Source organism: Gemmobacter lutimaris, from assembly GCF_003570715.1.
Lineage (GTDB): Bacteria > Pseudomonadota > Alphaproteobacteria > Rhodobacterales > Rhodobacteraceae > Gemmobacter > Gemmobacter lutimaris.
The window spans coordinates 238,801-264,381 of the sequence record NZ_QXXQ01000005.1; the positions used below are offsets into that span (position 1 = coordinate 238,801).

The following is a 25,581-nucleotide window of genomic DNA, read 5'->3' on the forward strand; positions in this document are numbered from 1 at the left end:
GCGGCTTTAACGCCGCGCGGGCCGGTATCGCTGCGGAATACATTAGGCGCAATTTTGCGTCGCGGAACAATTGCCGCGCCAGCGCGGCCTATAATCGGGCCGCGTTGCGAGATGCTTGCGCCGCGTTGCGTTGCGGCAAAGCCTTGGGAGTCGTGAAATGCTGATCCGCGCCGCCAAGCCGCGCCCCGTCATCATTGCGGCCCGGAAAGCCGCGCGCGCCGCTGGGGCGATGACCTACGCCGGGAATCCGTGTCACGCCGGGCATGATGGGACTCGCTACACCGCAACGCGGCAATGCGTGGCTTGCGCCAAGGCGGCCCGGCTGGCCCAGACCGAACGCGAAAAAGCCGAAAGGGGCGCCAAATGAGTTTCGCCGCTGGACTGGCCCTTGCCGTGATCTGCGCCGGGCTTTTCGCAACTTGGGCCGCGCCGCGCCTTTAGCGGGCCATTTGATCAACAAAAAGTGGAGCAAGAAACACGATGACGAACAAAACACCATGGCAACGCGCCACGGCCCCGGATTGCACGCTTTCCGAAGCGTGGCACGCCTCGCCCTATGTCAGCACCGAAGCCGCGCCCCGCAATATCGCTTTGGTCCGGGCTTTCCGGTTTCATCGCGGCCGCATGGTCGGGCCGCGCGCCTTGCGCATCAGCGCCACGGCCGCCTTGGCTTTCGCGCAGCAGGACGTGGAACAGGGCAAAGCCCGCTGGCCCGGCCATGGCACCACCCAAGCCGGGGCGCCGGATGAGCAAGGCTTGCGCTATGTCGAGAACCCGACCGCCATGGGCCTTCGGCTTGTCGGCTATGTCCGGCCCGAGTTCCGTCATGCCCGCGTCTGGCATGACGGCGATATGGGGTATTACGACAACCCCTATTCCGAGTCGTGCCGCGACGGTTCAGGGCTGATTTATGGCGTGGTTTATCAACTGCCGGGCCGGAACGGCGAGTCGCGCTTCGTCGCGGGTTACGTCGCGGGCGGGGATTGTGGCGACGGCGCAACCATTGATTTGGGCCGGGTCTTCACCGATCCGCGCGGCGATTATTACGCAGCGCCGGGCGACCTCGACGCGGCACGCGACGCGGCCCGCGCGGCCGACTCCATCGCGGAACACGCGGCGGAACAGGCGCGGGAACATGAAACGGCTTGGCGCGCCGGAAGCGAATGGCGTGAAGCCGTGGAACGGATCAAAGACGCGCGCCGGGAATATTACGCCTTGAACGCTGAGCGGCGGATGATGCGCCGCCGTATTGGCGCGATGCCCGGCGTTGAATTGATCTGCGCCACGATCCGCAAAAATCTTTTGGCCCTGGCCGATGAAATCGGAGAGGCGCGGGACCGCATGACCGAATTGGCGCGGGACCGCATGACCGAATTGGCGCGGGGCGACTGTTCCACGCTCTGCTTTTACCCCAGCGACGTTTTGCGGGCCGCGTTTTGCGACGGCGCCGACTTGCCGCTCGACGCATTCCCGGCCTGAAACCCGCAACACAGCCTGAAGCAAGGAAACCCGAACGATGACTTTCACGCTTGACGACGCCAAAGCCATGGCCCCGGAAAATGCTTTTGACGTGACGGCGGAAAACTACGTCGCCCGCTGGAAGACTCCGAATGAATATCACCGCGAAGGCTATGTGACTGGCGCGCGTTTCGCGGCTTTCGCCTTGGCCCGCGACATTTTGACCGAATTGCAGCCCGAGTTGACGGGCTGGACCGTCGCCACCTATGACAACGAACCCGCCACGCTCAACTCCGACCGGGTTTCGCTGCGGAAAGGCCCGGCCCGTATTTGGCTGACGTGCCAATCTTGGGGCGCGGCCGGGTTTCAGCGTGTGAAATTCCAAGCCTATTGCGTGTCGGAAGACAATCGCAGCGGCCCGAGTGTTGAAGCCAGTGCGGCGCTTGACCGTGGCGCGGCCGCCATCGCCAAGGAAATCAAGCGCCGCATCCTGCCCCGGCTGGAAGATTTGACCAAGGCGCAAAACACCAAAGACAAGGCGGCCCGTGAAACGGCCGCGCGTTTTGCCGCCAAGCTGGAAAAGTTGATCCGCAAATACCCCGATCTGCGGATCAAGGCGGAACAGCCCGAAAAGGCCGATTACATCAGCGTAAGCACGAAATACGGCGCCGCCATTTCCGCCGATCTGCGGATCTATGAAACGTCGGCTCGGCCCGACGGTGAATTGGTTTGGCGCGCAATGCCGCGCAGCGGCTACGGGGTTTCGATTGACGACATTGACTCCAAGGCGGGCCGCGAATTTTTCGCCCTGCTTAATCGTGCGTGACACGATGAACAGCCCCGCAATGCAATGGCTTGGCGATGCAATCGGCGCCCTGACTCTGGTTATCGGCTTCCCGTTCGGGGCGCCCTACGCCGTGGCGCTGATCCGCGCCGCCTTGTCCTATCTTTGAAACTCCAATAGGGGAATCCGCAATGCCGAAATTTGTGATGGATGGCCGCGACGAAGCGGCGCGCCGGGAAAGCCAATTCGTTTTCGGTTTCATCGAAGCAATGTTTTTCACGGAAACCGAACCCGGAACCTGTATCGCGGAATGGCATGACGCCGAAGCCGTGGCGATGCGGGAATCCGGTCAATGGGCCGCGCTTCCCGGTGATGCGGGTTATACCGATCTGCACCCCGACACGCTGGCCCGGATTCGCGCGGATTGCGAAGCCTGGCAAAACGCCCATGTCGATCTTTTGGCGCTGGCCTATGACCGGCCCGGATATGATGAGGCGCAAGCCGGGCGGGACTATTGGTTTACCCGCAACGGCCACGGAGTCGGCTTTTGGGACCGCAAGGAATTGCGGGCCGATGATCTGGGCGAAAAACTTTCGCAGGCGTGCCGCTACAGCGAATTGAACCCGTTTTTCGGCAACCATGTGAGCCATGGTGACGCGCCATTCGTTCACCTCGACATTTAACGCAAGGAATAACCGCGATGTTGCACCCCGACGACGACCTTAGCCCAAAGCAACGCCGCGCCGTGGCGCGCCATTGGCACCGCCTGCAAGTCACCCTGCCCGGCATGGGCGCGGGGCGGCGCATCTCGACCCGCAACCCGATCAAGGAGTCGGCCAAATGATGGCACCCCGCCAAATGCCGCGCCGCTATCTCGACGGCGCCCCGCCAATTGTCGCGGCGCAAGTTCTGGACCTGTTCCGCATCACCCCGGCCGCGCCGCTGGATTTTGACCTGATCCTGAAGCCCGATCCGGCCGACTCCGAAGTGCTTGGCCTGGACTTCGGCGCCTATGGCACGCGGGGCACGCATTTTTTCCTGACCCGCCATGAGGCGCGCGCCTATCGTGCCAGGAACAGCCGCCGCCGCGTGGCATGGGCCGATCTGCCGACCGCCACGCAACGCGCGATTGTGGCATATCTGGAATGGGACCCCGCCGAATGACTCTTTCCGTCAAGCTGATCATCGGGGCGAATGCCTATGCTTGCGTCACGCATGACGCGGGCCAGACAGACATTCGCCTTTCGCCGGGTAAATCCGCCGTCGCTTCGCTTCGGGAATACGCCACGGAATGCGAAGCGCGCGCCGCGCGGGAAAAGGACAAGGCGGAACTGGCACGCCGGGCCGCCGATCATTTGGAACGTGACGCCGGGCCGGGACTGGCGCGACGCGGCGCCCCGGTCTAGGCTTTTCCGCATGACGACCGCACCGCAAGCCATTGCTCTGGGCCGAGGCGGCCGCAACGCCCCCGGAATCCCGCTGCACCTCCTGACGCGGCACGCCCTTGTTACGGGCCAGACCGGCACGGGCAAAACCGTAACGCTATTGAGCGTTGCGGAACAGCTTTCGCGGGCCGGGGTGCCCTTGCTTCTGCCCGACGTGAAAGGCGATCTAAGCGCCATTGCGCGAAGCGTTCCCGGCGTCACGCGGCTGGACGTGATGAGCGGCGCGGCCCAGATACCGCTTTGGGACTTCGGCGCCGATCTTCTGGGCCGCGCGATGGAACTAAGCGAACCCCAAGCCGCTACCCTGGAAATTGTTTTTGCCTGGGCCGATGACACGGGCGCCCCGCTCGACACGCTGGCCGATCTTCGGGCCGCGCTGGCCCGCGTGCTGGGCCAGCGCGACGCGGTTTCGCGGCATTACGGCTATGTTTCGCAAGTCAGCCTTGGAGTCGTTCAACGCGGCGTGCTGCGACTGGAACGCGCCGGGGCGGCCCCGATCTTCGGCCCGGCCCGGCTTGACATTGCGGCGCTGGTGGATCAACCGGGCCGCGTGACCCTGCTAGACGCGACGCGGCTCTTTCAATCGCCCCGGCTTTACGGCGCGGTAATGCTACGGCTGTTGCGGGAATTGTGGCGCCGTTTCCCGGAACGGGGCGACGCGGCCCGGCCCCGGTTCGCTCTGGCAATAGATGAGGCGCACGCCCTTTTTGCTGAAGCTGGCCCGGCGTTGCTGCGCCAGACGGAACAGACGGCCCGGCTTATCCGTTCCAAAGGCGTCGCCCTGATCCTCGCCAGTCAGATGGAGTCTGACGTTCCTGCCATCGTGGCGGAACAATGCGCCAGCCGTATCAGGCACGATAGGGCGCTAGGCATCGGTCGGGCCGAACTTGTGACGCTGGACCGCGCCTCGGGCCGGGCCACGGCGCCGGAAATTGTATGTCCCGTCATGCCGGATTGCGGCACGGCGCCTTGCGACGCCGTGCCCGCGATGACGCTGGCACCAGCGTCGCGCCCCGCTGATCCGGCCGCGCCGATTAGCGCCGAACCGTGGCGCGACGCCGGGGCGGTATTGGCCGCGCTGCTTTTCGTCGCCGCGCCTATCGTCGCCGTGGCCCTGATCGTCTGGGGCGGCGGTGGAGCCTTCCTTTTCGGTGTTTTGCTGGCCCTTGGCCTAGTATTCCTGTTCAACCCGCCCCGGCCCGGCGGTTGAAATACGACGGGCCGCCGCACCAATCCGCCCCAGGTTCTAACCATGGCCCGCGCCACGCAAGGCGCGGGTTTTCGCTGTTCCGGCTGGCGCCCTGGCGCCCTGATCCTCGAGCGGCCCGGCGCCCTGGCGTGCTGATCCTCGACCGGCCCGGCGCCTGATCCTCGAGCGGCCCGGCGCCCCGATCCTCGAGCGGCCCGGCGCCCCGATCCTCGAGCGGCCCGGCGCCCTGATCCTCGACCGGCCCGGCGTGCTGGCGTGCTGATCCTCGACCGGCTGGCGTGCTGATCCTCGACCGGCTGGCGCCCCGATCCTCGAGCGGCCCGGCGCCCCGATCCTCGACCGGCCCGGCGTGCTGATCCTCGACCGGCTGGCGTGCTGATCCTCGACCGGCTGGCGCCCCGATCCTCGAGCGGCCCGGCGCCCCGATCCTCGACCGGCCCGGCGTGCTGGCGCCCCGATCCTCGAGCGGCCCGGCGCCCCGATCCTCGACCGGCCCGGCGTACTGGCGCCCCGATCCTCGAGCGGCCCGGCGCCCTGATCCTCGAGCGGCTGGCGCCCTGATCCTCGAGCGGCCCGGCGCCCCGATCCCCGACCGGCTGGCGCCCCGATCCTCGACCGGCCCGGCGCCCCGATCCTCGAGCGGTCCGGCGCCCTGATCCTCGAGCGGCCCGGCGCCCCGATCCCCGACCGGCTGGCGCCCCGATCCCCGACCGGCTGGCGCCCCGATCCTCGACCGGCCCGGCGCCCCGATCCTCGAGCGGCCCGGCGCCCTGGCGCCCCGATCCTCGAGCGGCCCGGCGCCCTGGCGGCCCGATCCCCGACCGGCTGGCGCCCCGATCCCCGACCGGCTGGCGCCCCGATCCCCGACCGGCTGGCGCCCCGATCCCCGACCGGCTGGCGGTCAATCTACCAGAAGCCCGGCGCGCCGGGCTTCTTGCATGAGCCATTCGTGGTTGTCCAAGCCGTCAACCTTGGCGTCACTTGGGTCAATTCGCCTTGGGGGATACCCCGTCGCCGTCACGGAGTCGCATGTGAAATCGCCCCTGATAACCGCGCCGTGTAGGTTCTGGGCGTCAAACTCGACAACCCATTGCCAGTTGATCGGGTTCGGCGGGTTGGCTTTCCATTCTTCCCGCCGCTGATCCCATTGGCGCGTTTCGTGGCCCATTGCGCCCGGCCTTGGGGCGAAGCCAGCCATGTATTCCTCTGGCGTCATAGCGAATTGGTATAGCTTGGCATCGCGGCGCTTGTATGTCGCAGGCGATATTATCCTATCTAGGAACGCGGTTTCACAACTCGCAAGCCACGCGGTTCCGCTGCGATTTTCGTATTCCCGGTATCCGAAATATAGCATGGCGCCAAAACCGATTGCCACACCTACGCCTATTAGATTCACACGCTTCAGCGCCACGTCATCCCGCTCCAAATTCTCGTTTCGATTCCGCCAATGCCCTCGCGTGACATGTCAATTTGGCATAATTGTGACGTGACGCACACCGGCAATCCGGTGCTGACACAGTGCGGGCCGAGGCGTAAGCCCCTTGGATGGATCGCACCCCGCCTGGCCCGGCCCGCGCCAAACTTTTCCGCCAAATCTTTCGACGTTTCAAAACTGGAAGAACGCAAAGCCAACCAAAGTTTTGGTATTGCGGCGCCCCTCAGTTCAACATAATGTTGAGCAATCTAGAATCAGGTGGGGCAGAGGGGTCATCCGAAATGACGCATGACGGCGAAACATCGGACTGCGACGATCACAACTGGATCGAGCATATCACCCTTGGCGCGCCGACCGTCTTGGTCTGCACGAAATGCGGCCTGCGACGCGCCATCGTTGCTGGCAATCAACCCGGCCACGACTGTCAGCAACCGAATCTGGTGATAGTGCCCAAAGTCCTGCTGATAGCATCGGATCGTGGCGTTTGCGTCGGTGGTCGCTGGGACGGGTGGATGATGGTGAAGCACCCCAACGGGCAATGGGTTTCGCATCACAAATTGGATGCGGTCAGCCCGATTACGGAAATGTCCGACTTGTTGCGCGCCATCGGGACGGGCGGTGGCCCATTGATCCCACTTTCGCCGATGGGCGACAAACCGATAATCGCGCGAGATGCGGAGAGGGCGCCAGAGATTTCTGCGCTAATCGAGGGCTGGGGCAAGCTGATCTGCGAAGCGGAAATGCAAATGTCGGACGATGCTGATTGCGGCGAACGAATTGATCTGCGGGACTATGGCGTCTGTGTTGATGTTGATACCGCGAAGGCCACACTCACCGCACTCCGTGCTATCAGGGGTGACGCATGACCGCCCGACCCGACTTCGACCACAACCTTTCGACGGATTGCCCCGTCCCGATCAAAGCCAAGATCACGGCATACATGCGCGCCGTGGAACAGTGGGCCTTCAAAGGCGCGCAACACCCCGAGGATCACGCAGCCATTGAAATGAATCTGAAGGCGGCGCGTTACAATTTGGAGCAGACCATCCAGAGCGCGTTGAAGCGGGCGGCTAAGTGATGGCGGCGTTCGCCGGGTTCGTCGCAGGCGTTCTTTTCACTGGCGCGGTTCAACAACAAAGCGATGGCCTTGCTGCAATGAGCATTGCATCGGCCATTTTCGCAATCATTTTCACATTCGAGGCCAACCGAAATGACTGATCGAAATTGGCGCGAAGCCAAACTTCCGACTTGGGTGAAAGACTCGATCATATCCGAACTCAACGCGGTTGCCATCCGCGCAGCACTGTCGTGGCCCAACGAAGGGCGGCCCGTGCCTGTGCCATTCCGATGGGGCGACTACGACAACCTGGTTGGAACGCCGGAAGAAGGCGTGTTCTGGACCACTGAGTTCAATGCTGTCGGTAGCGTCAGAGTTGCGCGCAATGACGGCATTGCCGCGCCGGTTCACAAGACTTGGCGCTTCTCCTGCGATGGCGGCAATTGGTCCACCACGGTGGTTCGCGGCCCGCTGTTCCGAACCGAGCGAGAAGCGCGTCTCGCACTTCTCTGGCAGCACTGTGATAGGTTCGCCGTGGAACTCGCGGCCCTGCGCAAACCGCTGTGCATGTGATGATCGACGGACTGACCTTCTCCGAGGTTTCCAAAATTTTCGGATCGACCGATGCGCCAAAGGAAGACGATGGCCCGGACCTCCTGTTGCGGCGGATTCGCAGCTTCGACGCCAGGGGCCTCGTCGTGGCTCAGAGGGGAGATAGCGGGGTTCGGGAAGGCTATCTCGATCTGGAACAGGCGTGCCGCTGCATCGTGTTCCACGAATTGATGGAACTCGGCTTCGACGGCGAGGTGCTGCGGTCGCTGCGGCGCGCCCTTATCCAGCGCGACGACCCAACCGGCCCAACGGCAATGGGGCTTGTAATTGCCGCAATCCGGCGCGGCGTTGAACCTGCCCAAGTTCAACTCGTGATCCACCGGCTCAAACGAAAAACCCCAAAGGGATATGGGCATGTGTTCCGCTTCACCGGGATTGGCGATGGCATGGAAAGCCGCGTCTCGCCAGAGAATACGGGGCACGCCTGTGTCACGCTCGATCTTGGCGCCCTGCTTTCACGTTTCACGGCCGGGTTCGACACAGCAATGGCGAAACTGCGACACAAGGCAGCCAAATCGAACAGGATCAACCGTTAATCCGCCTTGCTTAAAACGCCGATCTATGCGCTAATTATAGCACCCTGAAATTGAACCGGAACCAAGCATGATTGACCTCAGCGCAATGACCCTCAGCGAATTGCGGGTCTTGGAACGCCATGTCGCAAAAGCAATTGGCGATTACGAGAACCGCAAGAAGCGGGAGGCGCTGGCCGAAATGAAGGCCCTTGCGGCGCAACACGGCTTCACCTTCAACGACCTCGGGCTTGAAGATGCTGCACCGAATACCCGTGCCCCGGCCAAGCCGAAATACGCCAATCCCGCCGATCCGACCCAGACTTGGAGCGGGCGGGGCCGAAAGCCGGGATGGGCCATTGATGCGCTGGCCCAAGGCAAGACGCTGGACGATCTGGCGATCTGAGGCGCGGGAGACGGCTTCGAAACGTGGCGCGATCCAGAGATGGGTGGCGCCTTTTTCCTTGACTAAAGATCAACAAAATGTTGAACAAATTGGGGACGGTTGAACAGTGTCGGCTTTGCGGCTCACACGCGCGTGGTTCAACTGGCTCCAACCGACTTCCAACCAACGGAGTGAACAACGCAATGCGTATCCTGAATCTTTTGAGCGGGGCCTTGGCGGCTTTTGCGAGTGGCGGCGCTGCGGCTCAGGCCGTCCCGCTCAACGCTGCCCAGCGGCTCACCATGGGCTTCTTCAGCGACGATCCCCAAGGCCGCGCCGTGGACTACAAGGCGCCTCACGCCCCGCGTGGCACCCCGGCCCGCCCGCGTCACCCCAGGGCGCGGCGTTTCCGCCTGGACATGGGCAACGGCAAGGCCATCGTGTTCCGGCCCCGCCTGTTCCGGGGGCATCGCGCATGAACCTCGACAAGCTGCGGGCCGCGATCCGCAACCACAAGGGCCACGTCTCGGTCTATGTCACGCTGGCGCCGGGGAAATCCTATTGGCTACCGCTGCAAAAGACGCCGTTGCTCGACGCCTTGGTCGAAGCATTTGCCGATGATCCGCGCGGCAAGACCGTGCCAACCGGCATTCACTTCGATCCGAACAGCGCCAGGCTCAGCCTGAACGCCGCCCCGGCCGTGGATCAGGATCAGGCTGAAGCTGAAGCCGCAGACCTCGATCTGGACCTCGGTTTGGGCCACGAGCCGAATGGCGGGTCGGACCTCGGCCTTGATGACGGCCTTGGGTTCGACGCCGATCCCGACCTTTCGATCTGACGCCGAAACGGCACCGGGACCACGGCAGAAAACCGTCTTGCCGTGGTCCAAAATTCAACGTAGTGTTGAATAGTCAACAGGGAATCACCAAAATGACGATGCACACCGAAACCACGTTGCGCCACATGTTCAACGCGGGTCGCCTGTATTCCGCCGATGCTATCAACGCGCTTGTCGCTGAAATCCACGCCGACAACGTGGCTGCGGGCTGGTGGACTGACCTCAAAACGGGCGAGTCGTTGATCGGGAAGCGCAACGTGCCCGAAATGCTGTGCCTGATCCACAGCGAGATTTCTGAAGCCTTCGACGGGATGAGCCAGCGGCTTCCCGATGACAAACTGACCCACAGGATGATGTTCGAAGTCGAACTGGCCGATGCGGTGATCCGCATCTTCGACCTTGCCGGTGGCACTCAGGTCAATCTCGGGTGGGCCATCACCGAGGCGCACCACAACGCCCCGGCGTCGATCTATGGTCCTGATGCCATGGCGCGCTTGATGGCGGTTCACAGCCGCCTCAGCGCCGCGATGGAGGCATACCGCAAGGCCAACAAGGCACGCTTCGATGAAGCCTTGGGCGAAGCGGCTTGGGTGATCTGCGCCATCGCCGTGGCCCACGGCCTCGACCTCAGCGGGGCAATCCAGGAAAAGCGGGCCTACAACCGGCACCGTGCGGACCACAAGCGCGAGAACCGGCTTGCCCATGGCGGCAAGGCGTTCTGAGACGGCGGAATGGGCGCAACAGCCATGTCTTACGAACTGCTCCTGATCTGGTCATACGGCGCTGCGGCACTGTGTGGCGGCGTGTTCCTCGGCTTCCTGATCTGGGGCCTGAAATAGCACACCGGCAGGCCACGGCTGGGCTTGCTACATAGTTCAACAAATTGATGACGGATAAATCCAATGTGGATCATCACGTTTTCCGACGCCTGGATCATCATGTGCCTGCTTATCTGTGTCGCGCTGGTTTTCATGCCGCCGTGCAGCGGCGGGAACACGGCAGGGCGGCGGCGCAAGCCCGGATCGAGGGGCCACACCACCAATCCCAACCAAGGGGGCGACGAGAAATGACTCAGCAACAGAACCACGAAACTGAAACGCGGCTCACCGCTGTCAGCCTCGCCGTGCTTCAGGAACGGCACCGCAGCACGGCCGAAGCCCTGGCCCGGCGCGAGGCTCAGCGCCGTGACTTGATGACGAAGCTGGTTTCCACGGATTACCAGATCGTCAAACTCACCAATGACTGTTCCGACTTCGCCACGGCCATGGCCCGGCTTCAGGGCTTGGGCAACAAGTTCATGCCGATCACGGGCGTCACGGTGGAACGCGATGATCCGTATTTCCCCAATCCGCTGAACCCGGAAGCGGCCGCCGTTGACGCGGCGCGTATCGCGCCGATGCCGGATCGGGATTGGCGGGCCGTGGAGGCTGCGATCCAGATCAGCCGCGCCGTCCCGGTTGACGGTGATGCCACGATCTATTGCGTCACGCGGCTCGGCCTCTTGGACCTGCTTCGCGCCTCGGGGATGCAGCGAACCGGCGCTGTGCCCGGCCATCGCGTTGAAACGCATGTGGATGACCGCGACTGCTGGCTCAGGATCGGCAGGGCTATTCACCGCAAAATGGCTGGCACAGTCGGGGGGTTTGAACTGTGGCGTGAAATCTCGCGCCAGTCGGAGAAGTTCGATGAGCAGCAAGCCCTACTGGTCTGGAAGTCGTTCGGCGCTGTCCCGGCCGAGGATTTGCTTGTGCTTCGGTCCTTCGCTGACGCGGAACTCATGCGGGACAAAACCGCGAAACGCGAGGCCCAGCAATGAACGCCGCGAACCTGAAAGCCGTCGAAACGGAAGTGGCTGCGCCGCAGCGGTTCGGCGCATGGATGCAGACCTTCAGCGGTGTTGCGTTCTGGCCCCTCGATCCCAGAGCCGATGAAATCCACCTCATTGATGTGGCGCACGCCTTGGCGCACCAGTGCCGCTATGCTGGGCACGTCTCGAAGTTCTACAGCGTTGCCGAGCATTGCGTTCTGATGGCGGCGGCCATGCCGACCCCCGAACTGGCGCGCTACGCCCTGCTTCACGATGCGACGGAAGCCTATCTCGTGGATGTGCCCCGGCCCGTGAAACGCTTCATGCCGGAATACCGGGTCTGGGAAGATCGGCTGTGGCACTGTGTCGCGGCGCGGTTCGGCCTTAATCCAGACATTCCGGCCGAAGTGGGCCTGGCCGACAACGCCGTCCTGCTGGATGAGGCGCGGGCCTTGATGATGCCGCACCCCCTGCCGTGGAACGTGCCGGGGCCTGCGCTTGGCGTTGAAATCCAATGCTGGGAACCGGCACGGGCCAAGTCGCAATTCCTGATCATGGCGCAAGCCCTCGGGGTGGAGTGAGACGTGACTTCGATCCCGAGCAAGGCGCCTCGCGTCACCGAGTTCTGGCACAAGGACGCCAAGGGCTTTCATTCGCCGCACCACCTCGTCGGCAAAACCTTTCTGCACGTCAAAACCGCAACTCTCTACGTCGTGGTTGACGTGGTGTTCAACGCTTCAACTGACCAATGGGCGCTGCGTTATGAGGCGCATAACACCGGCCGTCGCGCGCCGTTCCGGTTCACCCGCGACGCGACCGAGTTCATGGACGGCCGCTTCTTGGAAGTGAAATAGGGTAGGGGAAATGGCGAAGTGCAAACTTAGCAATTGCCGGGAAGAAGCTGTCACTTTTGCCGCAAAGCGATACTGCCCCGCCCACCTCGCGGAATACAAACGGAAGCAGCGGGAATTTCTCGCCGTCCGAGCCACGCTGCGGTGCTGTGAAACCTGCGGGGAAAAGTTGACGAAAACCGGAAACGACAATGGTGATACCCTTTGTCGTTCCTGCCAAACCGAGGCGCGGACCAAGCGCCTTGCGGAACTGAAACAACGGCAATTCGACAGTGCTGAAACAGTCGAAGCCCTGAAAGACTGGATGAGGGAATACCTTCTATGACCATCACCGCCAAAGTGATCCAGCGCAGCCGCCAAGCCTCGGGCGATTATCCCGACCTGATCACGCTGCAATTGCGGTATCCCCGCTTTATCCATGCCGAGGCCAAGACCCATCGCCTGATCCGCATTGATGATGCGGAATATGAGTTCCTACAGGAAATCTCGCTGATGGATGACGAGAACCTGAGCCGGAATGCCAGCAGCAGCCGCGCCGTCCCCGTTGAGCGCATGATCCAGGATGTGCTGGATGATCCCGCAATGCCGGTGGCGTGGGGCAGCAACAAGCCGGGGATGCAGGCCGGGGCCGAACTAGCCCACTGGCCCTTGGCCCGCGACTGCTGGCTTGACGCCCGCGACGCTGCCGTGGCCCGCGCGAAAGAAATGCTCAACCTCGGCGCACACAAGCAGATCGTGAACCGACTGCTGGAACCCTTCGGGCATATCAGCGTCGTCGTCACCGCGACGGAATGGGATAACTTCTTCGCCCTGCGCTGCCACGCCGATGCCGATCCTACGATGCGGGCCTTGGCCGAGGCAATGCGGGCCGCGATTGCGGAATCGGAGCCGACAGAAGCCGTTGGCCTCGAAACCCAACGGTGGCACTTGCCCTATACCATGGTGCGGGATTGGGACTATGCCTTCAGCCTCATCGGCGGCCCGAACGGTGGCCCGCACCCCTTCAGGACGCTTGCCATGATCAGCGCGGCGCGCTGTGCCCGCGTGTCCTACCTGAACCACGATGGGACCGCGCCCGATGTTGCGAAAGACCTCGCTTTGGCCCGCAGGCTGCTTGAATCCCGGCACATGTCCCCCTTCGAACACCAAGGCCAGGCGCCCGATCCGAACGACATGGACACGTCCCGCTGGGGCAATTTCACGGGCTGGGATCAGTTTCGCAAGATTGCTGAAATCGCAACTACTTCTGTCGAGGCTGCGCAATGACCACCGTTATCCTGATCAACGGCAAGCCGCGCGCCGGGAAAGACACGTTCGTGGATGCCATGACCCAGGGCTTGCAGCACCTCGGCGTGCCGGTGGCGCGCTTCAGCAGCATCGAGCCGATCCGCGATATGCTGGGCCATGCGGGTTTCGATTTGGCGCAAAAGACCGAGGCGGATCGAAAACTCTTGTCCACCGTGGGCGACGCGGTGGGGGATCACTCCGAGTTCCGATCCGCGCGGTGCGCCGATGAGGTTCAGCAACACCGTCGAACAGCGGGGCGGCGCGGCGTTGTGTTCCTGTTCATCCGCGAACCCGCGATCTGGGAACGGGTGAAGGCCCGGCTCAACACCGGCCTGGTGGCGCAATACCAGCCCTATACCTTCCTGTCTGTATTCATCGAAAATCCTGACGTGCCGGAGGTAGTCAGCAATCCCAGCGACGCCGGGGTTTACGCCATGAACTATGACGCTGTGATCCACAACGACGGGTCGTTGGACGAGTTCATGGATCAGGCGATGTATTACGCCGGAATTGTCGCGGGCCGCCTGCCGATTTAGCCGGAACGACAAAATTTCGGCTTGCGAAATACTCAATAATCAACAATATGTTGATCAAGCAACACAAGGATGAATCGCAATGGCGCCCTCCGATCTTGACTTGGATGAAACCAGCGCAACGCCGGGCGTGGGGCATAACAGCGGCAAGACGCCGGGCAACAAGAAGCGCAAGGCCAAGGCCGACGATGGCGCCGAGCCGTATGACATGGTGTCCGACGAACTCCGTCAGTTCTGCGAACGCTACGAGCAACTGGAAGTCGAAAAGCGGGAAACCGCTGATCAGCAGAAAGAACTTCTGGCTGAACTGAAGGGCCGGGGTTTTGACCCGAAAATCTTCAAGAAGATCATCGCGGAACGGAAGCGCGACGCCGATGATCTGGCCGAAGAAGCTGCGGTTCTGGAAATCTATCGCCAGGCCCTCGGCATGGAAATCCTGAAGAACATCTGAGGCCGGAGCGGAGCGTTTCGCCATGTCTCTGAACCGTGACTCCGGCTCCGATGAAATAGGGGCGAGGCTTATCGGAGCCGGAATTGATCGCATCACGTTGGCGCGGCGCGGCGCGTCCCACTGGCAAGTCGAGGCCCGCAACGGGGCTTGGTGGGCCATGGGTGAAATCTGCGAAACGCCAGAACATGCGATCCGTTCGGCCTGCGCCGCGTTCGACGCGGAACGGGCCAAAGTCAAAGCCCTGAAACCTGATCCATTCGAAGGACTATTGGGATGAGCAAGAAAGCCAAGACCACCGCGACCGAAAGCGAAACCGACCTCGATCCGCAGGACGAGCCGCAGACCGAATCCGATCTGGACTTCGGCCTCGGTGAATCCGCGACCGATGACACGGGCCTCGGGCTGGACGAAACTGATGCCCAAGGCGAGGCGGATGTTCCGCCGACCGAAGTGACGCACCGCGTCCATGCCGCGACCGGCGTTTCGCTGCGCCGGGGCATCCCCATGCCGGAAGTCGTCTCGGGTCGCCGTGCGAAATACCCGTGGGACGACATGGAAGTGGGCGAGTCGTTCTTCATCGGCGGGGTCAGCGAAAGCACCATCTCGTCGTCGCGGCTCACGGCTCAGAAGCGCCTCGAAGGCCGGAAGTTCGCGGTGCGCAGCGTGACGGAGAACGGCGTCGAGGGCGTTTGCGCCTGGCGCGTCGAATGATGGAACGGGCCGAGCCGCGTGCCCTGATTTACGAGTGCCGGGACAGCGATGTTCCGGCACATCGTCGCTTCATCGCTCAGTTCACGATCCACAGCCTGAACCGCTACATCGTTGTGCATGGCGCGACTCCGGCGCTGGCCCGCGCCAAGCTGGAATTGATGCGGGAATACATGGGCCTTGATGCGCTGGCCCGGAGCAAGTTTGACCTGAATGGCAAGCTGGCCGTGCTGAATGGCGGCGAAGACGTGGCCCGGCCCACGGCCCTGCTTTCGACGTTCGAGGACTTGCTGGGATGATTGACGAGGCATTGCGTAACGCCGCCAAGTGGGGCGATCTGAACTATGTCAGCCTCGCGTTTTGCGTCGCGGACGGGCTGTTCGAGGCAAGTTATCGCGGAACGCGGGACAAGGACTTTCGGGTCGTGCGGCACGCCGATCCAGCCACGGCCCTCGCAATGGCGCTGACCGCGAAGCGCGCCGCCACGGTTGCGGCACCAACGAAACCCGCGCCGCCGCTGGCCCGGCCAGCCGTGACGACACGGGCCAGCGGCGGCGCGTTTGACGATCTTCTGGGGTGATCCTGAGATGACTTCCGTTAGCCTGCACCAAGGCGATAACCGCGCCACGTTGCGCCGCCTGATCGACCAAGGCATTCGGGTTCACTCCGTCGTGACTGATCCGCCGTATGGCCTCGTGTCGATCCAGAAGCGGTTCGGCAAAGCCGGTGCCAAGGCGGCCCGCACCGATGGTAATGACGGCAGCTTCGGCCGTCTGTCAGGCGGGTTCATGGGCAAGGCGTGGGACGCGACCGAGATTGAGCGCGACCCAGAGTTCTGGCGCTTGGTCTGGGAAATCCTGCTGCCCGGTGGCTTCTGTTTCGCGTTCAGCGGCAGCAGGACGGGCCATTGGCAGGCTTGCGCCATGGAACTGGCGGGCTTTGTCATGCACCCCATGCACGGCTGGGTATTCGGGACCGGCTTCCCGAAAGGCCACAATCCGAAGGTTCCCGGCTTCGAAGGCTGGGTCCACGGGACGCAGAGCCAAAAGCCTGCACTGGAACCGATCTATCTGGCCCAGAAACCGTTCAGTGAGACGACCGGCGCGGCGAACCTGCTGCGCCACGGTGTCGGGGCGGTGAATATCGACGGGTGCCGGGTGGAATATGCCGGGGCTGCGGATCAAGCCGGTGCCGTGCCCCAGGGCCGGGCCACGGCCAAAGTGGGGGCGCTGGCAGGCAAAACGCAGAACGATGCGGAGCGCACCGAATTTGTGCCGGATAACAGCAAGGGCCGCTATCCCGCCAACCTGATCCTCGACGGTTCGCCGGAAGTGGTGGCGCTGTTTCCGAACACCACGGCAGCAAAAGCCGGAAAGCGCAATGCTGCCAAGGCAGGCGGAGTTTATGGCGACTATGCTGGCGATGACGCGCCCCGCATGGGTCATTCCGACAACGGCGGATCGGCCGCCCGCTTCTTCCACCACTTCCCGCCCGACGCCGATCCGGTGATCTATCACGGCAAAGCCGGGAAAGCCGACCGGGCCGGATCGAAGCACCCCACGGTGAAGCCCGTGGCCCTCATGCAATACCTGATCCGGCACATCACCCCTCCGGGCGGCACGGTCCTTGATCCCTTTGCGGGCAGCGGCACTACGGCCGAAGCGGCGCGGCGCGAAGGCTTTGACTGCATCCTCATGGAAGCCGAAGCCGAGTATTGCGACTTCCTGCGCCAGCGGTTCGGTCTGTCGCGCCCCGGCGCCGCGTTCGACTTTTCCGATCTTCTGGGCCGCGATCCTGACGTGCCCCGGTCCAGTGAAACCATGTTCAAGGAGATTTTGGGATGAGCGTTGAGAGGTATTCAGATACCGTCGCTCTGGTGTGCGACGCTTGCGGTGTCACAACGCCGCGCCGCGATGCCGACGAGTTTCAGGACTTGGTGGACGAAGCAAAGGCCGATGGCTGGCGTGTCACGCGCCGCGATGGGGTATGGCAACACCACTGTGACGCCTGCGACGAAGAAACCAGTGCCTTGGATCAAGCCCGGCGCAAATTCGGGCTTAGGTGAGAGTAGGGCCGGATTCGAACCGGCGACCTCTCGATTTCCAATCAAGCACGCTAACCAGACTGCGCTACCCACTGATAGTTTCCGAAGAAACCAGAGCGAAGTGTATGTGCCGTAACACAACGCTTCAGTCAAGCGGCTTCCCGCTGCTACCTCACACCTTGATCCACCTCGACCGGGGCGAAATACGGGCCAACGCCCCAAACGGCCCGCACCGTGGCTGACACGCAACCGCTCGGCATGTGCAAGCCCACCACGATGATGAGGGACGCGACGACCCAGGTTCGGGCTTCACCTTCGAGCCATGTGCGGATCGGCCGGTCGGCATAGTCCGTTCTGCGGATCATCATGGTCATCCCTCCTTGCGGTCCACGCGGCGCAAGGTGGCGTTGAACACGGCCAAGACGAATTTGCCGCTGGACATGCCGAGGATGCCGACCGCGAAATACGCCGAGCCTTCCAACCCGGCCGAGTCGATGGGGTAAAACGGGTTCTGTTCCATGAAGCGGATCGCGGCCGGGCCGAAATAGGTGGCGCAGATCGAGCCGGTCAGCACGGCCAGCAGGCCCCGGACGAGGTGGAACTTTTCGTCCATCAGGTGCCGGATCAGGCCGCCCGCCGCGCCCGCCGTCATGGCCCGGCCCGTCTCACCGAACAGCCATCCCGCCAAGGCGCTGCCGCTGATCAACAGCGTGTCGAAAATGGAGTTCCCGTTATCCAATGCGCCGGTCCTTCGTCTGCCGCGTGTCTCAGAACTTCGACTGCACCAGGGTCCGCAGCACGGCATCGGTCGGCCCGAGGCGGCCCAGAGCATCCGGCACCGAAGCCTTGGCGTGCTTCAGCGCCATAGCGATGGCCGTGTCGCCCGTAAGCCCGGCCCGCAGCGCGGCCCGCAGCCCGGTTTCCAACGCGCTGTGCAGCACGTCCTTGTCCTTCTGTTCCAGCTTGACGTTCAGCCAGCGGTCCAGCAGCCGTTCCACGGCCATACCGGCTTTGACCAGCACGCCGAGCGTGACAGCGACGAGAACTTCGGTGATGTGCGGCGCGGTGGCTTGAAGGAATGTTTCCAGCATCGGTTCAGACCTCGTTGGTGGTGATGCCAGCCGCGCCCGCCGTCATGCGGGGCAGGGGCGTTCTCGGCGTGGCGGGGGTGGCCGTCGCGGGCCAGCGGGACGCCAGCAGCCGGGACTTGGCGATCCGGCTCACGTTGACCGCGTTGTTCTGGTTGCCGCCGAGGCAGAAGAAATAGGCGTCGTCCTGGCCCACGGCGAAGGCGACATGGCCCCCGCCGCCGCTGCGTTCAAAGACCAGCACGCAGCCATAGCAAGGTTCGCAGGCCGTGCCGAACAGCGCCCAATTGCGCGCCCAATAGGGGTTGGCGCCCAGCGCGCCGCTGAACGGCTCGGCGGGCAGGCTGTTCTTGATCGCCGTCTCGGTGAAATCGCCACACCACGGCAGGGCCTTGGGGTCGCCCAGCGTCTTGCCGTCGCTTCTGAGCCACGCCTTCAGCGCGGCGTTGTCCCGCGTTTCGTGAAGCCCCAGCACGGTCTTGGCCTCCGTGATCCACGGCGGGTCGAGAAGGTCTTTTGCGGCCCAGCCGGTTTGCGGCACAGCCGCGCCGCCGTTGCGCCTCAGGGCGTCAATCGCGCCCAAGGTCTTCGGCCCCCAGATGCCGTCTTCACCGCCAGGGTCATAGCCTTCGAGCGACAAGCCCTGCTGGATCAGTCCAATGCCTTCGCGTCTCGACGCCATAGTGACCACCTCTTGATCATCCGTTTGGTGTTCATACCACATAAGGTTGATCTTGCGCCACAGCGAAGTGGCCGTGGCGCGCAGCGGGGGTCAGAACCCCGTATTGAACCAGTTGTAATCCGACGTTGACCAAGAGCCTCGCGGAGTCTCCGTTCCGCCGAACCACGTTACTGCGTCGTCCGACCAAATGAACCGAAAGGTTTCCGGCATGTAGAGCGTAAAGGACTGCGGCATAAGGCCCATCGCCGCGACTGTCACTTCACTGGCGAATGTGCCCCATATTTTCACCCTAGCAGTTGACGGAAGTGAGGTAGACAACCACTGTGCGTATGTCGTGGAGTTGGTGTAGAGGTCCGTAAGGCTGTTGTTTGACGGACCAATATCAGAGTGGATATTGTTGGCAGATGCGAGGTTTTGCGTATGGACCCCAGAAACAAAATTCCACTGTATCGACCGCATCCTAAGCGTCTCAGGGGCACCGTCAGACCCTGAAAGGAGTTCGACTCCCCAATGCTTCCATGTCGTCTTGACGGGCGGTGCCCCCGCCAGCTTACGAGACGATGCCACGCATCCATAGATCGCGGAAAATGTCATACCGACGCCTCCAAATCACCGAAGATAACCCAGAGGTCGGACCAGATTTTCACCAGCGTGACAACCGAACCCACGGCACGAGTCGCGGCGTTGAAATCGGCCGGGACTTGCAACGTGGCACCACTCCCTGCGACGAACGTAACTCCCCCGGTGCTGTGCTGACGCACCATCACGCTGAACCCGGTCGGCAGGTTTTCCGTGGCATCGGCTGGCACAGTAATCGTGGTGGATGTGCTCGTGTTATAGTGCATTAGTTGCCCGAGGTCCGATGCGGTGATGGTGTGCGCCGTGGCGGTGCTCATGGCGGTGGCAATCAGTGCGGCGCTGGTAGGCGGATCGACCCAGACCAGCCCATCGCCAGCGCCGTTCACAGCGAGACGCTTCGCGGCATCCGGTGCGCCATATGTCGGCAGAGCCTCGGGCGGATCGACCCATTCCACCGCATCCTCGGTCGCATTGACCGCAAGGTGTTTCCCGGTGTTCCCAACGAACGAAGGTAGCGAAGTGCCGCCCCCGGTTTCATCGGTGGCCCATTCCACCCCGTCTTCGGTCGCGTTGACCTTCAGGACTTTGCCGGTGTTCCCGGCATAGCCCGGCAGCGTCGTGCCCCCGCCGCCCGTTTCATCGGTGGCCCATTCCGTCGCGTCGCCCGTGGCGTTGACCTTCAGCACATTCCCGGCCTGGGCGGCGGAATAGGAAGGCAGGGTGTCACCCGTGCCGTCAACACCCCACTCCGTCGCATCGCCAGTGCCATTGACCTTCAGCACGCGGCCCGCCTCCGACACGGAATAGGAAGGCAGGGTGTCGCCCGTGCCGTCAACGCCCCATTCCACGCCGTCACCCGTGGCGTTGACCTTCAGCACTTGCCCCGCCTCCGGCACGCCGTATGACGGCAGTTCGGCTTCGAGGGTGAACCATTCCGTCGCGTCGCCCGTCGCGTTGACCCGCAGCACTTGCCCGATCTGGGGCGCGCCGTAGGACGGCAGGCCGGTGAGGCTGGCCCATGCCAGTTCGGTGCCGTCGCCCGTGACGCTGAGGAACTGGCCGAGTTGGCCCGCGCCATAGGCCGGAATCTCGGGGTTCGCGGGCACCCATTCCAGCGCGTCGCCGGTCTCGGTGATCCGCAGCACCATCCCGGCTTGCGGCTCACCGAAGGCAGGAAGATCGGTGGCCTGGACGGACCACGCCGCACCTGAGAACCGCCACAATGTGTTGGTCGGCGTCTCCCAGGCCGTAATGCCGGGCGGCGCACTGAGTTTCACCCAGACCCCGTTGTCTCTCGCCCAAACCTTCATGGCGTCGGCGCCATCCAGCACGATGTAGATCATACCGTCGGTCGGCGCGCCCGGCAGTTCGGCTTCGTCCACCACGCCGTTGACGCTGAGGGCCGACAGGATGGACACGGTTCGAAGGTTGGCGTTCATAGCGTCGCCCCAACCATCTTCAGATTCAAGCCACGCGCCGGTCAGGCCCAGCCCAGGGAATTGTCTTGCCATGGTATTTCATGCTCCAAGTTTCGGTTCGGGCTTGGATCAGCCCCAATTATTGCCCCAATCCAGGCCCCAACCCGCAGCAAGGCCGATGCGGACATAGCGCCGGGCATTCTGGATCGACTCGTAACCGTCATGCACCGCCACGAACTCGACCCAGCCTTTCCGGGCCGAGCCGAAGTCGGCGGCGGGGAAGGTGTGGCTCGTCCCGGTGAGGCCGGGGTATTCAGTCAGCAGACTGCCCCCGAGGTCATAGATGCGGATCGTGGTGGTCTGGCCCGCTTCGATGCCGGTGGACGGCGCGTCCCAACGCGGCTGAAGCGCGTCCTCGTCAAGCCTGTTCCGGTTCGACCACGACACGGTTATGTTGGTGGGATACGGCTCGGTTTCAAACAGGGCTTGCGCAAACCCGAAGCCCGTTCCGCCGTTCATCACTTGGCAGTTTGCGGGCCGGATCGGGGCGTGAAGCCGGGGCAGAACCTCGCCGTAAAACACGGTGTCGGCTTCGCTGAGATGAAGGCGCTGGCCCGCTACGCGCGGCAGGAAGCGCAGATCGAGGCCGTCAAGTCCGGGGATGAGCAGCGTGTCAATCGCGTCACTCGCGCTTGATGGCAGGCGCCACAGCAGCGTCCCGGCATCCCATTGCCGTGGGATGGTGTCGAACATGCCGCGTGTCACGTCCCATTCTTGGGCCGATATGTTGAAGGAATCGAGCCGGATGATTTCGGACCCCAGATCGCCTTGGCCCAGCATGAGGAAGTCGCCGGGAAAGATGAAGCCGTGGCCCATTTCGTCAATCAGTTCGCGGGGCAATACAGATTCAACTTCTTGCGCCATAGCGAATGGCAGTTCGCGCGCTTCGCACTCACCGACCCGACCCGAGTTCCGCCAGTAGGGGAAGCCCGACACAAGTTCAGTGTCGGTGTGAATCCACACCTCAATATCATTGGGGTTCATGTCGGGGTGCGACGCCATGGGAACAACGATCTGCCCCGGTGCGTTCTGCTCGATCTGTTCCGGCGTTGCGCCACCGAGGATCGCCATGGGGTAGGGCAGGGCAATGGCGGTCTGGTGGATCATCGGCACGGGGCGTTGCGGCGCCTCCGGCAAAAGCCGGTCCTGCGGCGTGCGATACACGGTATGGCTGACGCTGAAAATGTCCTCCACCACGGTCACAACGAGATTGCGGTCCTGCGGCGTGCCGGGCTGCACCGTCATCACGCGGATCACCATGTCCTCAATTTCCTCGTCGGGGTAATTGAGGCGGAACACCGCGCCGGGCCGAACGGCCCAGAACTTGCGGCTCAGGCGCAGCGTTCCGCTCCACAGCGGATAGCCGACCTCAGCCACGTCGCGGTCGGCGAGGGCCTGGGCCAGATTGGCGTTGCGCACCATGTAGTAATTCCGGCTATCGCTGGAAATCCCGCTCTGGATCGCCAACGCAGCGTTATTGTGAGCCGTGACCGTGGCGCTTTCCTCGGTGGTCGGGTCGGTATAGGTCACAACGATTTCGTTGGTGACTTCACTCCAAAGGCGCCTGCGGCCCTCGGTGATTTCGCATTCCGACGGCCCGATGATCGTAAGGCCGCCAATATCATAATCGTTGCGCAGCAACTTGATGTTCCAACGCGCGTCAACCGGGTCTTGGAACATCAGGGCCTTGATGTGGTCAATCACTTCCTTGGCGATTGTCTCACCATCGGCTTGTTCCATCCATTTGAAGCTGATGCCAAAGCGTTCGTTGAACAGGGTTTGCGACGCGGCTTGAAAACTGACCTCATTCATCTGGGACACATCTTCACCGAGGCCCCAATCCTTGTTGATGAACAATTCCCAAAGGAAGTTCGCCGGATTGGCGTCTGGCAGCATTCCGCCTTCCGCAATTGCGCAATGCGTGTATTCCAGCCCAGACCAGTTGACCTTTACGGTTTTCTCTGGCGTGGAGACGTATGAACTGCCGGGCCACGGGCGGTATCCATAGTATTGCCGGATGAACCTCGTTCCGGGCGGAATTGGCCAGTTGCGATCAATAGTGTTTTTGCCACCGCTGTTGCGCCCAACTGTGGCATAAAATTTCGGATAAGTGCTTATCAATTCGCCGGGTTCAAACGCGCCAGTTTCCGGGTTTGTTTCACCGCCGTAAAACCAGACATAGTATTGCGTAACGCCGAGGCCATCGACCCTTCCGCTGTTGCTCTGGAACTCGGAAACCAGGAACACGTCGAGGTGCGCAAGGCCAGCGTCAATTTCTTCAATCGACGGTCTTTTGTCGTTCGTGACGGAAAGCGGCTCGGCGGTATCCCCGTCGGCCGGAACTTTGGTCCTGTAATACTCGCCTTGGATGAAGCCGGGGTTTTCGAACTCCACGCCGCAATACACGTTTTCATAGGTGGAAATGCGGCTGAACGATCCGATTGGTTCGGCAGGCCCGATCCCCGGAATGGTGATCCCGTTCGACAGGATCACCGGCATTTCGTAGGTATTTCCGTCAGGAACCAGTGGGATATTCCATCCGTTCGTCATGTCTGGTTCCGGCTCACCGAGCGGCCAGATAGCGGCGTAATCGTCATTCAGTTCGCGGAACAGCTTCGTAACCGAAACGTCGAGCGACGGCACATAGGGGTTATTCGTCACCCATTTGAAACCGGCTTCGAACATGCCGCGAAAAAACAGAGACGCAATCCCGCGATAGCCCGGCGCCGTTGCCGGGGTCAGCCCCATGCGCTTGGCGAGGGGTTCGGATGCCACCTGATCGAAGGTGCCGGGATAGCATTCGACAATGCCGCGAACCCCGCCTTCTTTCCCGTCACCGCCAAATACTTCCGGCAGATCAATGCACACATCGCGGCGTTCCGTGACGGCGCCGCACCAAACCCGCTTGTCCTTGATGCGGACCTGGTTGATCGAATCAATCGGCCCGTGGCAGATCGCATAGTGGACGCTAAGCTGGTAGTCGTAGACCTTGACGCTGTTCTTACCGCCCATTTGCTTGTGCCGCCTCTTTTTTAGCCGTCTCGATCATCATTTTAAGACCGGCATCTTCGATATGCTCCAATTCGGACGCCGGGATACCTTCCTGCACGAATCGTTTGAAGTCTATCCCAAGTTCTCTTGCCTTTCTTCGCAGCCCGCGAAAGCAGAAATCGTATTCCGCCGTTCGGCTGTGGCGCGGATGAACCCGAACCTCCGTCATTTCTTCGACCCGGTGTCCGCTTTGCGGTGAACCGACAGCTTGTCCCAATGGCCGAGGTTGTTCAGCCCGGAAATTCTCACGCTGCCGACCACCACTGGAATAGGCCGACCGGCTTCCGCAGTAGGGTCTTCGAGGTCTTCCGTCGCGGGTGGCTTTTCCTGCTTCACGCCGGGTTGAAGCAGGAACCCCACGAAGGACCAGGCAAAGCCGATGATCAGGTTGGTGAGAAATGGAAGGGGCATTTCATGGCCTCAGTCGTATATGTTTTTGCCGATGGGGTTTTCAATCGGAATGAAGGGTTGGCCGCCATAGTTCTGCACGTTGTCATGCAATTCGGAACACGCCGAAAAGCTGTGCGGGCAACCCAAATAAATCGACACGGTATTGCCAGCGGTCAAATAACGGGTCGGCCCCATAAGGGTGACGGTGTTTTCCGATGCGGCGAGTATCGCGCGGTATTCCGTGCCGCTGTCCCCATTCCATTCCACGACGCCGCCGATATAGTCCGAAGGCGTCACGCCGGGCTTCATCCAGCCCGGATCGAGGCTCAGCGTTGTGCCCGCAATGCCTGCCACCGCGCCCGTGGTCATTGCGGCGCCTTTGTCAGCCAGGCATCGCGGGCCATAGAGGACATGGGGGCACGAAAGCTGGTAGTTCCGCCGAAGTCCGGGCCGCTTCAGCGAGTTGCCGAGCGGGCTGCACGACAGTTTGCGCATCTCGCCGTCCAGCGAACCTTCGTTGACCTTGCCGATGAAGGCCACGGGGAAATTCTCCCCGGTTTGCCACGATGATGGGGTGGCAGGATCAGCGACATTGCCTTTGAACACGGTCAGCCGAACCATGAAACTTGGCGGAAAGTATGCGAACAGCCGCCCTATATCCGTGGATTTCGGCAAGCGGACTTCGATTTCGGCGCTGCTTGAATCGAGTGCGCCACTGATCTTCTGGCTGTCCCGATCAATCGGGATGGGCTGGTATTCCACGTCGTTGAACGTGATCGGTGCCAGCGCATTGGTATAGGCGCGGAACGCTTCGGCGGCCTCACCGTATCGAAACAGGAACAGTTCGACCGGGTTTGCCCCGACCCGCGATGCTTCGTAATCGTTATACGACACGG

The 25,581-nt window shown here is 62.4% G+C and carries 41 protein-coding genes and 1 tRNA gene; 31 read left to right on the forward strand and 11 right to left on the reverse strand.

What is annotated here, in order from left to right:
- Positions 1 to 157: 157 nt before the first annotated feature.
- The 9 genes from D2N39_RS11475 to D2N39_RS11500 all read left to right on the forward strand — a co-directional run bounded on the left by D2N39_RS11475 (position 158) and on the right by D2N39_RS11500 (position 4,897).
- The gene (locus tag D2N39_RS11475) at positions 158 to 367 is read left to right on the forward strand and encodes a hypothetical protein (protein WP_119134911.1); all 210 of its coding nucleotides are present in this window, start codon (positions 158 to 160) and stop codon (positions 365 to 367) included.
- Positions 368 to 480: 113 nt separating this feature from the next.
- Complete coding sequence (locus D2N39_RS11480; protein WP_119134912.1) at positions 481 to 1,479, forward strand: hypothetical protein; 999 nt, start codon at positions 481 to 483, stop codon at positions 1,477 to 1,479.
- A 37-nt stretch (positions 1,480 to 1,516) separates the two neighbouring features.
- On the forward strand, positions 1,517 to 2,284 hold the full coding sequence (locus tag D2N39_RS11485; RefSeq protein WP_119134913.1) for a hypothetical protein: 768 nt from the start codon (positions 1,517 to 1,519) through the stop codon (positions 2,282 to 2,284).
- Between the two features lie 4 nt (positions 2,285 to 2,288).
- Positions 2,289 to 2,411: a hypothetical protein gene (locus tag D2N39_RS23570; RefSeq protein ID WP_267899574.1), complete on the forward strand. Its 123-nt coding sequence runs from the start codon at positions 2,289 to 2,291 to the stop codon at positions 2,409 to 2,411.
- 22 nt (positions 2,412 to 2,433) lie between these two features.
- On the forward strand, positions 2,434 to 2,925 hold the full coding sequence (locus tag D2N39_RS11490; RefSeq protein WP_147373474.1) for a hypothetical protein: 492 nt from the start codon (positions 2,434 to 2,436) through the stop codon (positions 2,923 to 2,925).
- A gap of 17 nt (positions 2,926 to 2,942) precedes the next feature.
- The gene (locus D2N39_RS22875; RefSeq protein ID WP_158589810.1) at positions 2,943 to 3,086 is read left to right on the forward strand and encodes a hypothetical protein; all 144 of its coding nucleotides are present in this window, start codon (positions 2,943 to 2,945) and stop codon (positions 3,084 to 3,086) included.
- A complete protein-coding gene (locus D2N39_RS11495; protein WP_119134915.1) occupies positions 3,083 to 3,406 on the forward strand; it encodes a hypothetical protein in 324 nt (107 codons plus the stop codon). The genes D2N39_RS22875 and D2N39_RS11495 overlap by 4 nt, the downstream gene beginning before the upstream one ends.
- Entirely contained in the window at positions 3,403 to 3,648 is a 246-nt protein-coding gene (locus tag D2N39_RS22880) for a hypothetical protein (RefSeq protein WP_158589811.1), read from the forward strand. Before D2N39_RS11495 ends, D2N39_RS22880 begins: the two co-directional genes overlap by 4 nt.
- 10 nt (positions 3,649 to 3,658) lie before the next feature.
- Positions 3,659 to 4,897, forward strand: a complete 1,239-nt coding sequence (locus D2N39_RS11500; protein WP_158589812.1) for a helicase HerA-like domain-containing protein — start codon at positions 3,659 to 3,661, stop codon at positions 4,895 to 4,897.
- A gap of 901 nt (positions 4,898 to 5,798) precedes the next feature.
- Here the strand turns inward: D2N39_RS11500 and D2N39_RS11505 are convergent.
- On the reverse strand, positions 5,799 to 6,308 hold the full coding sequence (locus D2N39_RS11505; protein WP_147373475.1) for a hypothetical protein: 510 nt from the start codon (positions 6,306 to 6,308) through the stop codon (positions 5,799 to 5,801).
- Positions 6,309 to 6,613: 305 nt separating this feature from the next.
- Between D2N39_RS11505 and D2N39_RS11510 the strand changes: the two genes are divergently transcribed.
- The 22 genes from D2N39_RS11510 to D2N39_RS11600 all read left to right on the forward strand — a co-directional run bounded on the left by D2N39_RS11510 (position 6,614) and on the right by D2N39_RS11600 (position 17,438).
- A complete protein-coding gene (locus D2N39_RS11510; RefSeq protein WP_119134918.1) occupies positions 6,614 to 7,198 on the forward strand; it encodes a hypothetical protein in 585 nt (194 codons plus the stop codon).
- Positions 7,195 to 7,410, forward strand: a complete 216-nt coding sequence (locus D2N39_RS11515) for a hypothetical protein (RefSeq protein ID WP_119134919.1) — start codon at positions 7,195 to 7,197, stop codon at positions 7,408 to 7,410. The genes D2N39_RS11510 and D2N39_RS11515 overlap by 4 nt, the downstream gene beginning before the upstream one ends.
- The gene (locus D2N39_RS22885) at positions 7,410 to 7,550 is read left to right on the forward strand and encodes a hypothetical protein (protein WP_158589813.1); all 141 of its coding nucleotides are present in this window, start codon (positions 7,410 to 7,412) and stop codon (positions 7,548 to 7,550) included. Before D2N39_RS11515 ends, D2N39_RS22885 begins: the two co-directional genes overlap by 1 nt.
- Positions 7,543 to 7,962, forward strand: a complete 420-nt coding sequence (locus D2N39_RS11520; RefSeq protein WP_119134920.1) for a hypothetical protein — start codon at positions 7,543 to 7,545, stop codon at positions 7,960 to 7,962. The genes D2N39_RS22885 and D2N39_RS11520 overlap by 8 nt, the downstream gene beginning before the upstream one ends.
- Complete coding sequence (locus D2N39_RS11525; RefSeq protein ID WP_119134921.1) at positions 7,962 to 8,537, forward strand: hypothetical protein; 576 nt, start codon at positions 7,962 to 7,964, stop codon at positions 8,535 to 8,537. The genes D2N39_RS11520 and D2N39_RS11525 overlap by 1 nt, the downstream gene beginning before the upstream one ends.
- 67 nt (positions 8,538 to 8,604) lie before the next feature.
- Positions 8,605 to 8,919 (forward strand): H-NS histone family protein, encoded by a 315-nt coding sequence (locus D2N39_RS11530; protein ID WP_119134922.1) that lies wholly within the window; start codon positions 8,605 to 8,607, stop codon positions 8,917 to 8,919.
- 182 nt (positions 8,920 to 9,101) lie between these two features.
- A complete protein-coding gene (locus D2N39_RS11535) occupies positions 9,102 to 9,377 on the forward strand; it encodes a hypothetical protein (protein ID WP_119134923.1) in 276 nt (91 codons plus the stop codon).
- Positions 9,374 to 9,736 (forward strand): hypothetical protein, encoded by a 363-nt coding sequence (locus D2N39_RS11540; RefSeq protein ID WP_119134924.1) that lies wholly within the window; start codon positions 9,374 to 9,376, stop codon positions 9,734 to 9,736. The genes D2N39_RS11535 and D2N39_RS11540 overlap by 4 nt, the downstream gene beginning before the upstream one ends.
- A gap of 92 nt (positions 9,737 to 9,828) precedes the next feature.
- On the forward strand, positions 9,829 to 10,458 hold the full coding sequence (locus D2N39_RS11545) for a nucleoside triphosphate pyrophosphohydrolase family protein (RefSeq protein WP_119134925.1): 630 nt from the start codon (positions 9,829 to 9,831) through the stop codon (positions 10,456 to 10,458).
- Positions 10,459 to 10,638: 180 nt separating this feature from the next.
- Positions 10,639 to 10,806, forward strand: coding sequence for a hypothetical protein (locus D2N39_RS22890; protein WP_158589814.1), 168 nt, complete (start codon positions 10,639 to 10,641; stop codon positions 10,804 to 10,806).
- Positions 10,803 to 11,552: a PriCT-2 domain-containing protein gene (locus D2N39_RS11550; protein WP_158589815.1), complete on the forward strand. Its 750-nt coding sequence runs from the start codon at positions 10,803 to 10,805 to the stop codon at positions 11,550 to 11,552. Before D2N39_RS22890 ends, D2N39_RS11550 begins: the two co-directional genes overlap by 4 nt.
- On the forward strand, positions 11,549 to 12,124 hold the full coding sequence (locus D2N39_RS11555) for an HD domain-containing protein (protein WP_119134927.1): 576 nt from the start codon (positions 11,549 to 11,551) through the stop codon (positions 12,122 to 12,124). Before D2N39_RS11550 ends, D2N39_RS11555 begins: the two co-directional genes overlap by 4 nt.
- A 3-nt stretch (positions 12,125 to 12,127) precedes the next feature.
- The gene (locus D2N39_RS11560; protein WP_119134928.1) at positions 12,128 to 12,397 is read left to right on the forward strand and encodes a hypothetical protein; all 270 of its coding nucleotides are present in this window, start codon (positions 12,128 to 12,130) and stop codon (positions 12,395 to 12,397) included.
- Positions 12,398 to 12,715: 318 nt separating this feature from the next.
- The gene (locus D2N39_RS11565; protein WP_119134929.1) at positions 12,716 to 13,660 is read left to right on the forward strand and encodes an FAD-dependent thymidylate synthase; all 945 of its coding nucleotides are present in this window, start codon (positions 12,716 to 12,718) and stop codon (positions 13,658 to 13,660) included.
- A complete protein-coding gene (locus D2N39_RS11570) occupies positions 13,657 to 14,217 on the forward strand; it encodes a hypothetical protein (protein WP_119134930.1) in 561 nt (186 codons plus the stop codon). The genes D2N39_RS11565 and D2N39_RS11570 overlap by 4 nt, the downstream gene beginning before the upstream one ends.
- Positions 14,218 to 14,422: 205 nt before the next feature.
- Positions 14,423 to 14,665: a DUF2312 domain-containing protein gene (locus D2N39_RS11575; RefSeq protein WP_233557126.1), complete on the forward strand. Its 243-nt coding sequence runs from the start codon at positions 14,423 to 14,425 to the stop codon at positions 14,663 to 14,665.
- Positions 14,666 to 14,687: 22 nt separating this feature from the next.
- Positions 14,688 to 14,942: a hypothetical protein gene (locus D2N39_RS22675; protein WP_147373476.1), complete on the forward strand. Its 255-nt coding sequence runs from the start codon at positions 14,688 to 14,690 to the stop codon at positions 14,940 to 14,942.
- Complete coding sequence (locus tag D2N39_RS11580; protein WP_119134932.1) at positions 14,939 to 15,376, forward strand: hypothetical protein; 438 nt, start codon at positions 14,939 to 14,941, stop codon at positions 15,374 to 15,376. Before D2N39_RS22675 ends, D2N39_RS11580 begins: the two co-directional genes overlap by 4 nt.
- A complete protein-coding gene (locus D2N39_RS11585) occupies positions 15,373 to 15,672 on the forward strand; it encodes a hypothetical protein (protein WP_119134933.1) in 300 nt (99 codons plus the stop codon). The genes D2N39_RS11580 and D2N39_RS11585 overlap by 4 nt, the downstream gene beginning before the upstream one ends.
- Complete coding sequence (locus tag D2N39_RS11590) at positions 15,669 to 15,953, forward strand: hypothetical protein (RefSeq protein WP_119134934.1); 285 nt, start codon at positions 15,669 to 15,671, stop codon at positions 15,951 to 15,953. The genes D2N39_RS11585 and D2N39_RS11590 overlap by 4 nt, the downstream gene beginning before the upstream one ends.
- Positions 15,954 to 15,960: 7 nt before the next feature.
- Entirely contained in the window at positions 15,961 to 17,217 is a 1,257-nt protein-coding gene (locus D2N39_RS11595; RefSeq protein WP_119134935.1) for a site-specific DNA-methyltransferase, read from the forward strand.
- Entirely contained in the window at positions 17,214 to 17,438 is a 225-nt protein-coding gene (locus D2N39_RS11600; RefSeq protein WP_119134936.1) for a hypothetical protein, read from the forward strand. Before D2N39_RS11595 ends, D2N39_RS11600 begins: the two co-directional genes overlap by 4 nt.
- Here the strand turns inward: D2N39_RS11600 and D2N39_RS11605 are convergent.
- The 10 genes from D2N39_RS11605 to D2N39_RS11650 all read right to left on the reverse strand — a co-directional run bounded on the left by D2N39_RS11605 (position 17,438) and on the right by D2N39_RS11650 (position 25,579).
- Positions 17,438 to 17,511: transfer RNA gene (locus D2N39_RS11605), tRNA-Ser, on the reverse strand. The genes D2N39_RS11600 and D2N39_RS11605 overlap by 1 nt on opposite strands.
- Before the next feature lie 73 nt (positions 17,512 to 17,584).
- Positions 17,585 to 17,791 carry a hypothetical protein gene (locus D2N39_RS11610; RefSeq protein WP_119134937.1) on the reverse strand — a complete coding sequence of 69 codons (207 nt, stop codon included), beginning with the start codon at positions 17,789 to 17,791 and terminating at the stop codon, positions 17,585 to 17,587.
- A complete protein-coding gene (locus D2N39_RS11615) occupies positions 17,788 to 18,156 on the reverse strand; it encodes a hypothetical protein (protein ID WP_119134938.1) in 369 nt (122 codons plus the stop codon). The genes D2N39_RS11610 and D2N39_RS11615 overlap by 4 nt, the downstream gene beginning before the upstream one ends.
- Positions 18,157 to 18,184: 28 nt before the next feature.
- On the reverse strand, positions 18,185 to 18,508 hold the full coding sequence (locus tag D2N39_RS11620; protein ID WP_119134939.1) for a hypothetical protein: 324 nt from the start codon (positions 18,506 to 18,508) through the stop codon (positions 18,185 to 18,187).
- A 4-nt stretch (positions 18,509 to 18,512) separates the two neighbouring features.
- On the reverse strand, positions 18,513 to 19,187 hold the full coding sequence (locus D2N39_RS11625) for an NlpC/P60 family protein (protein ID WP_199725243.1): 675 nt from the start codon (positions 19,185 to 19,187) through the stop codon (positions 18,513 to 18,515).
- 590 nt (positions 19,188 to 19,777) lie between these two features.
- On the reverse strand, positions 19,778 to 21,277 hold the full coding sequence (locus D2N39_RS11630; protein WP_119134940.1) for a DUF2793 domain-containing protein: 1,500 nt from the start codon (positions 21,275 to 21,277) through the stop codon (positions 19,778 to 19,780).
- 36 nt (positions 21,278 to 21,313) lie between these two features.
- Entirely contained in the window at positions 21,314 to 24,256 is a 2,943-nt protein-coding gene (locus tag D2N39_RS11635) for a phage tail protein (RefSeq protein ID WP_119134941.1), read from the reverse strand.
- Complete coding sequence (locus D2N39_RS11640) at positions 24,246 to 24,464, reverse strand: hypothetical protein (RefSeq protein ID WP_119134942.1); 219 nt, start codon at positions 24,462 to 24,464, stop codon at positions 24,246 to 24,248. The genes D2N39_RS11635 and D2N39_RS11640 overlap by 11 nt, the downstream gene beginning before the upstream one ends.
- Positions 24,461 to 24,706 (reverse strand): hypothetical protein, encoded by a 246-nt coding sequence (locus D2N39_RS11645; RefSeq protein ID WP_119134943.1) that lies wholly within the window; start codon positions 24,704 to 24,706, stop codon positions 24,461 to 24,463. The genes D2N39_RS11640 and D2N39_RS11645 overlap by 4 nt, the downstream gene beginning before the upstream one ends.
- A gap of 9 nt (positions 24,707 to 24,715) precedes the next feature.
- Complete coding sequence (locus tag D2N39_RS11650) at positions 24,716 to 25,579, reverse strand: phage BR0599 family protein (RefSeq protein WP_119134944.1); 864 nt, start codon at positions 25,577 to 25,579, stop codon at positions 24,716 to 24,718.
- Between the last annotated feature and the right edge of the window lie 2 nt (positions 25,580 to 25,581).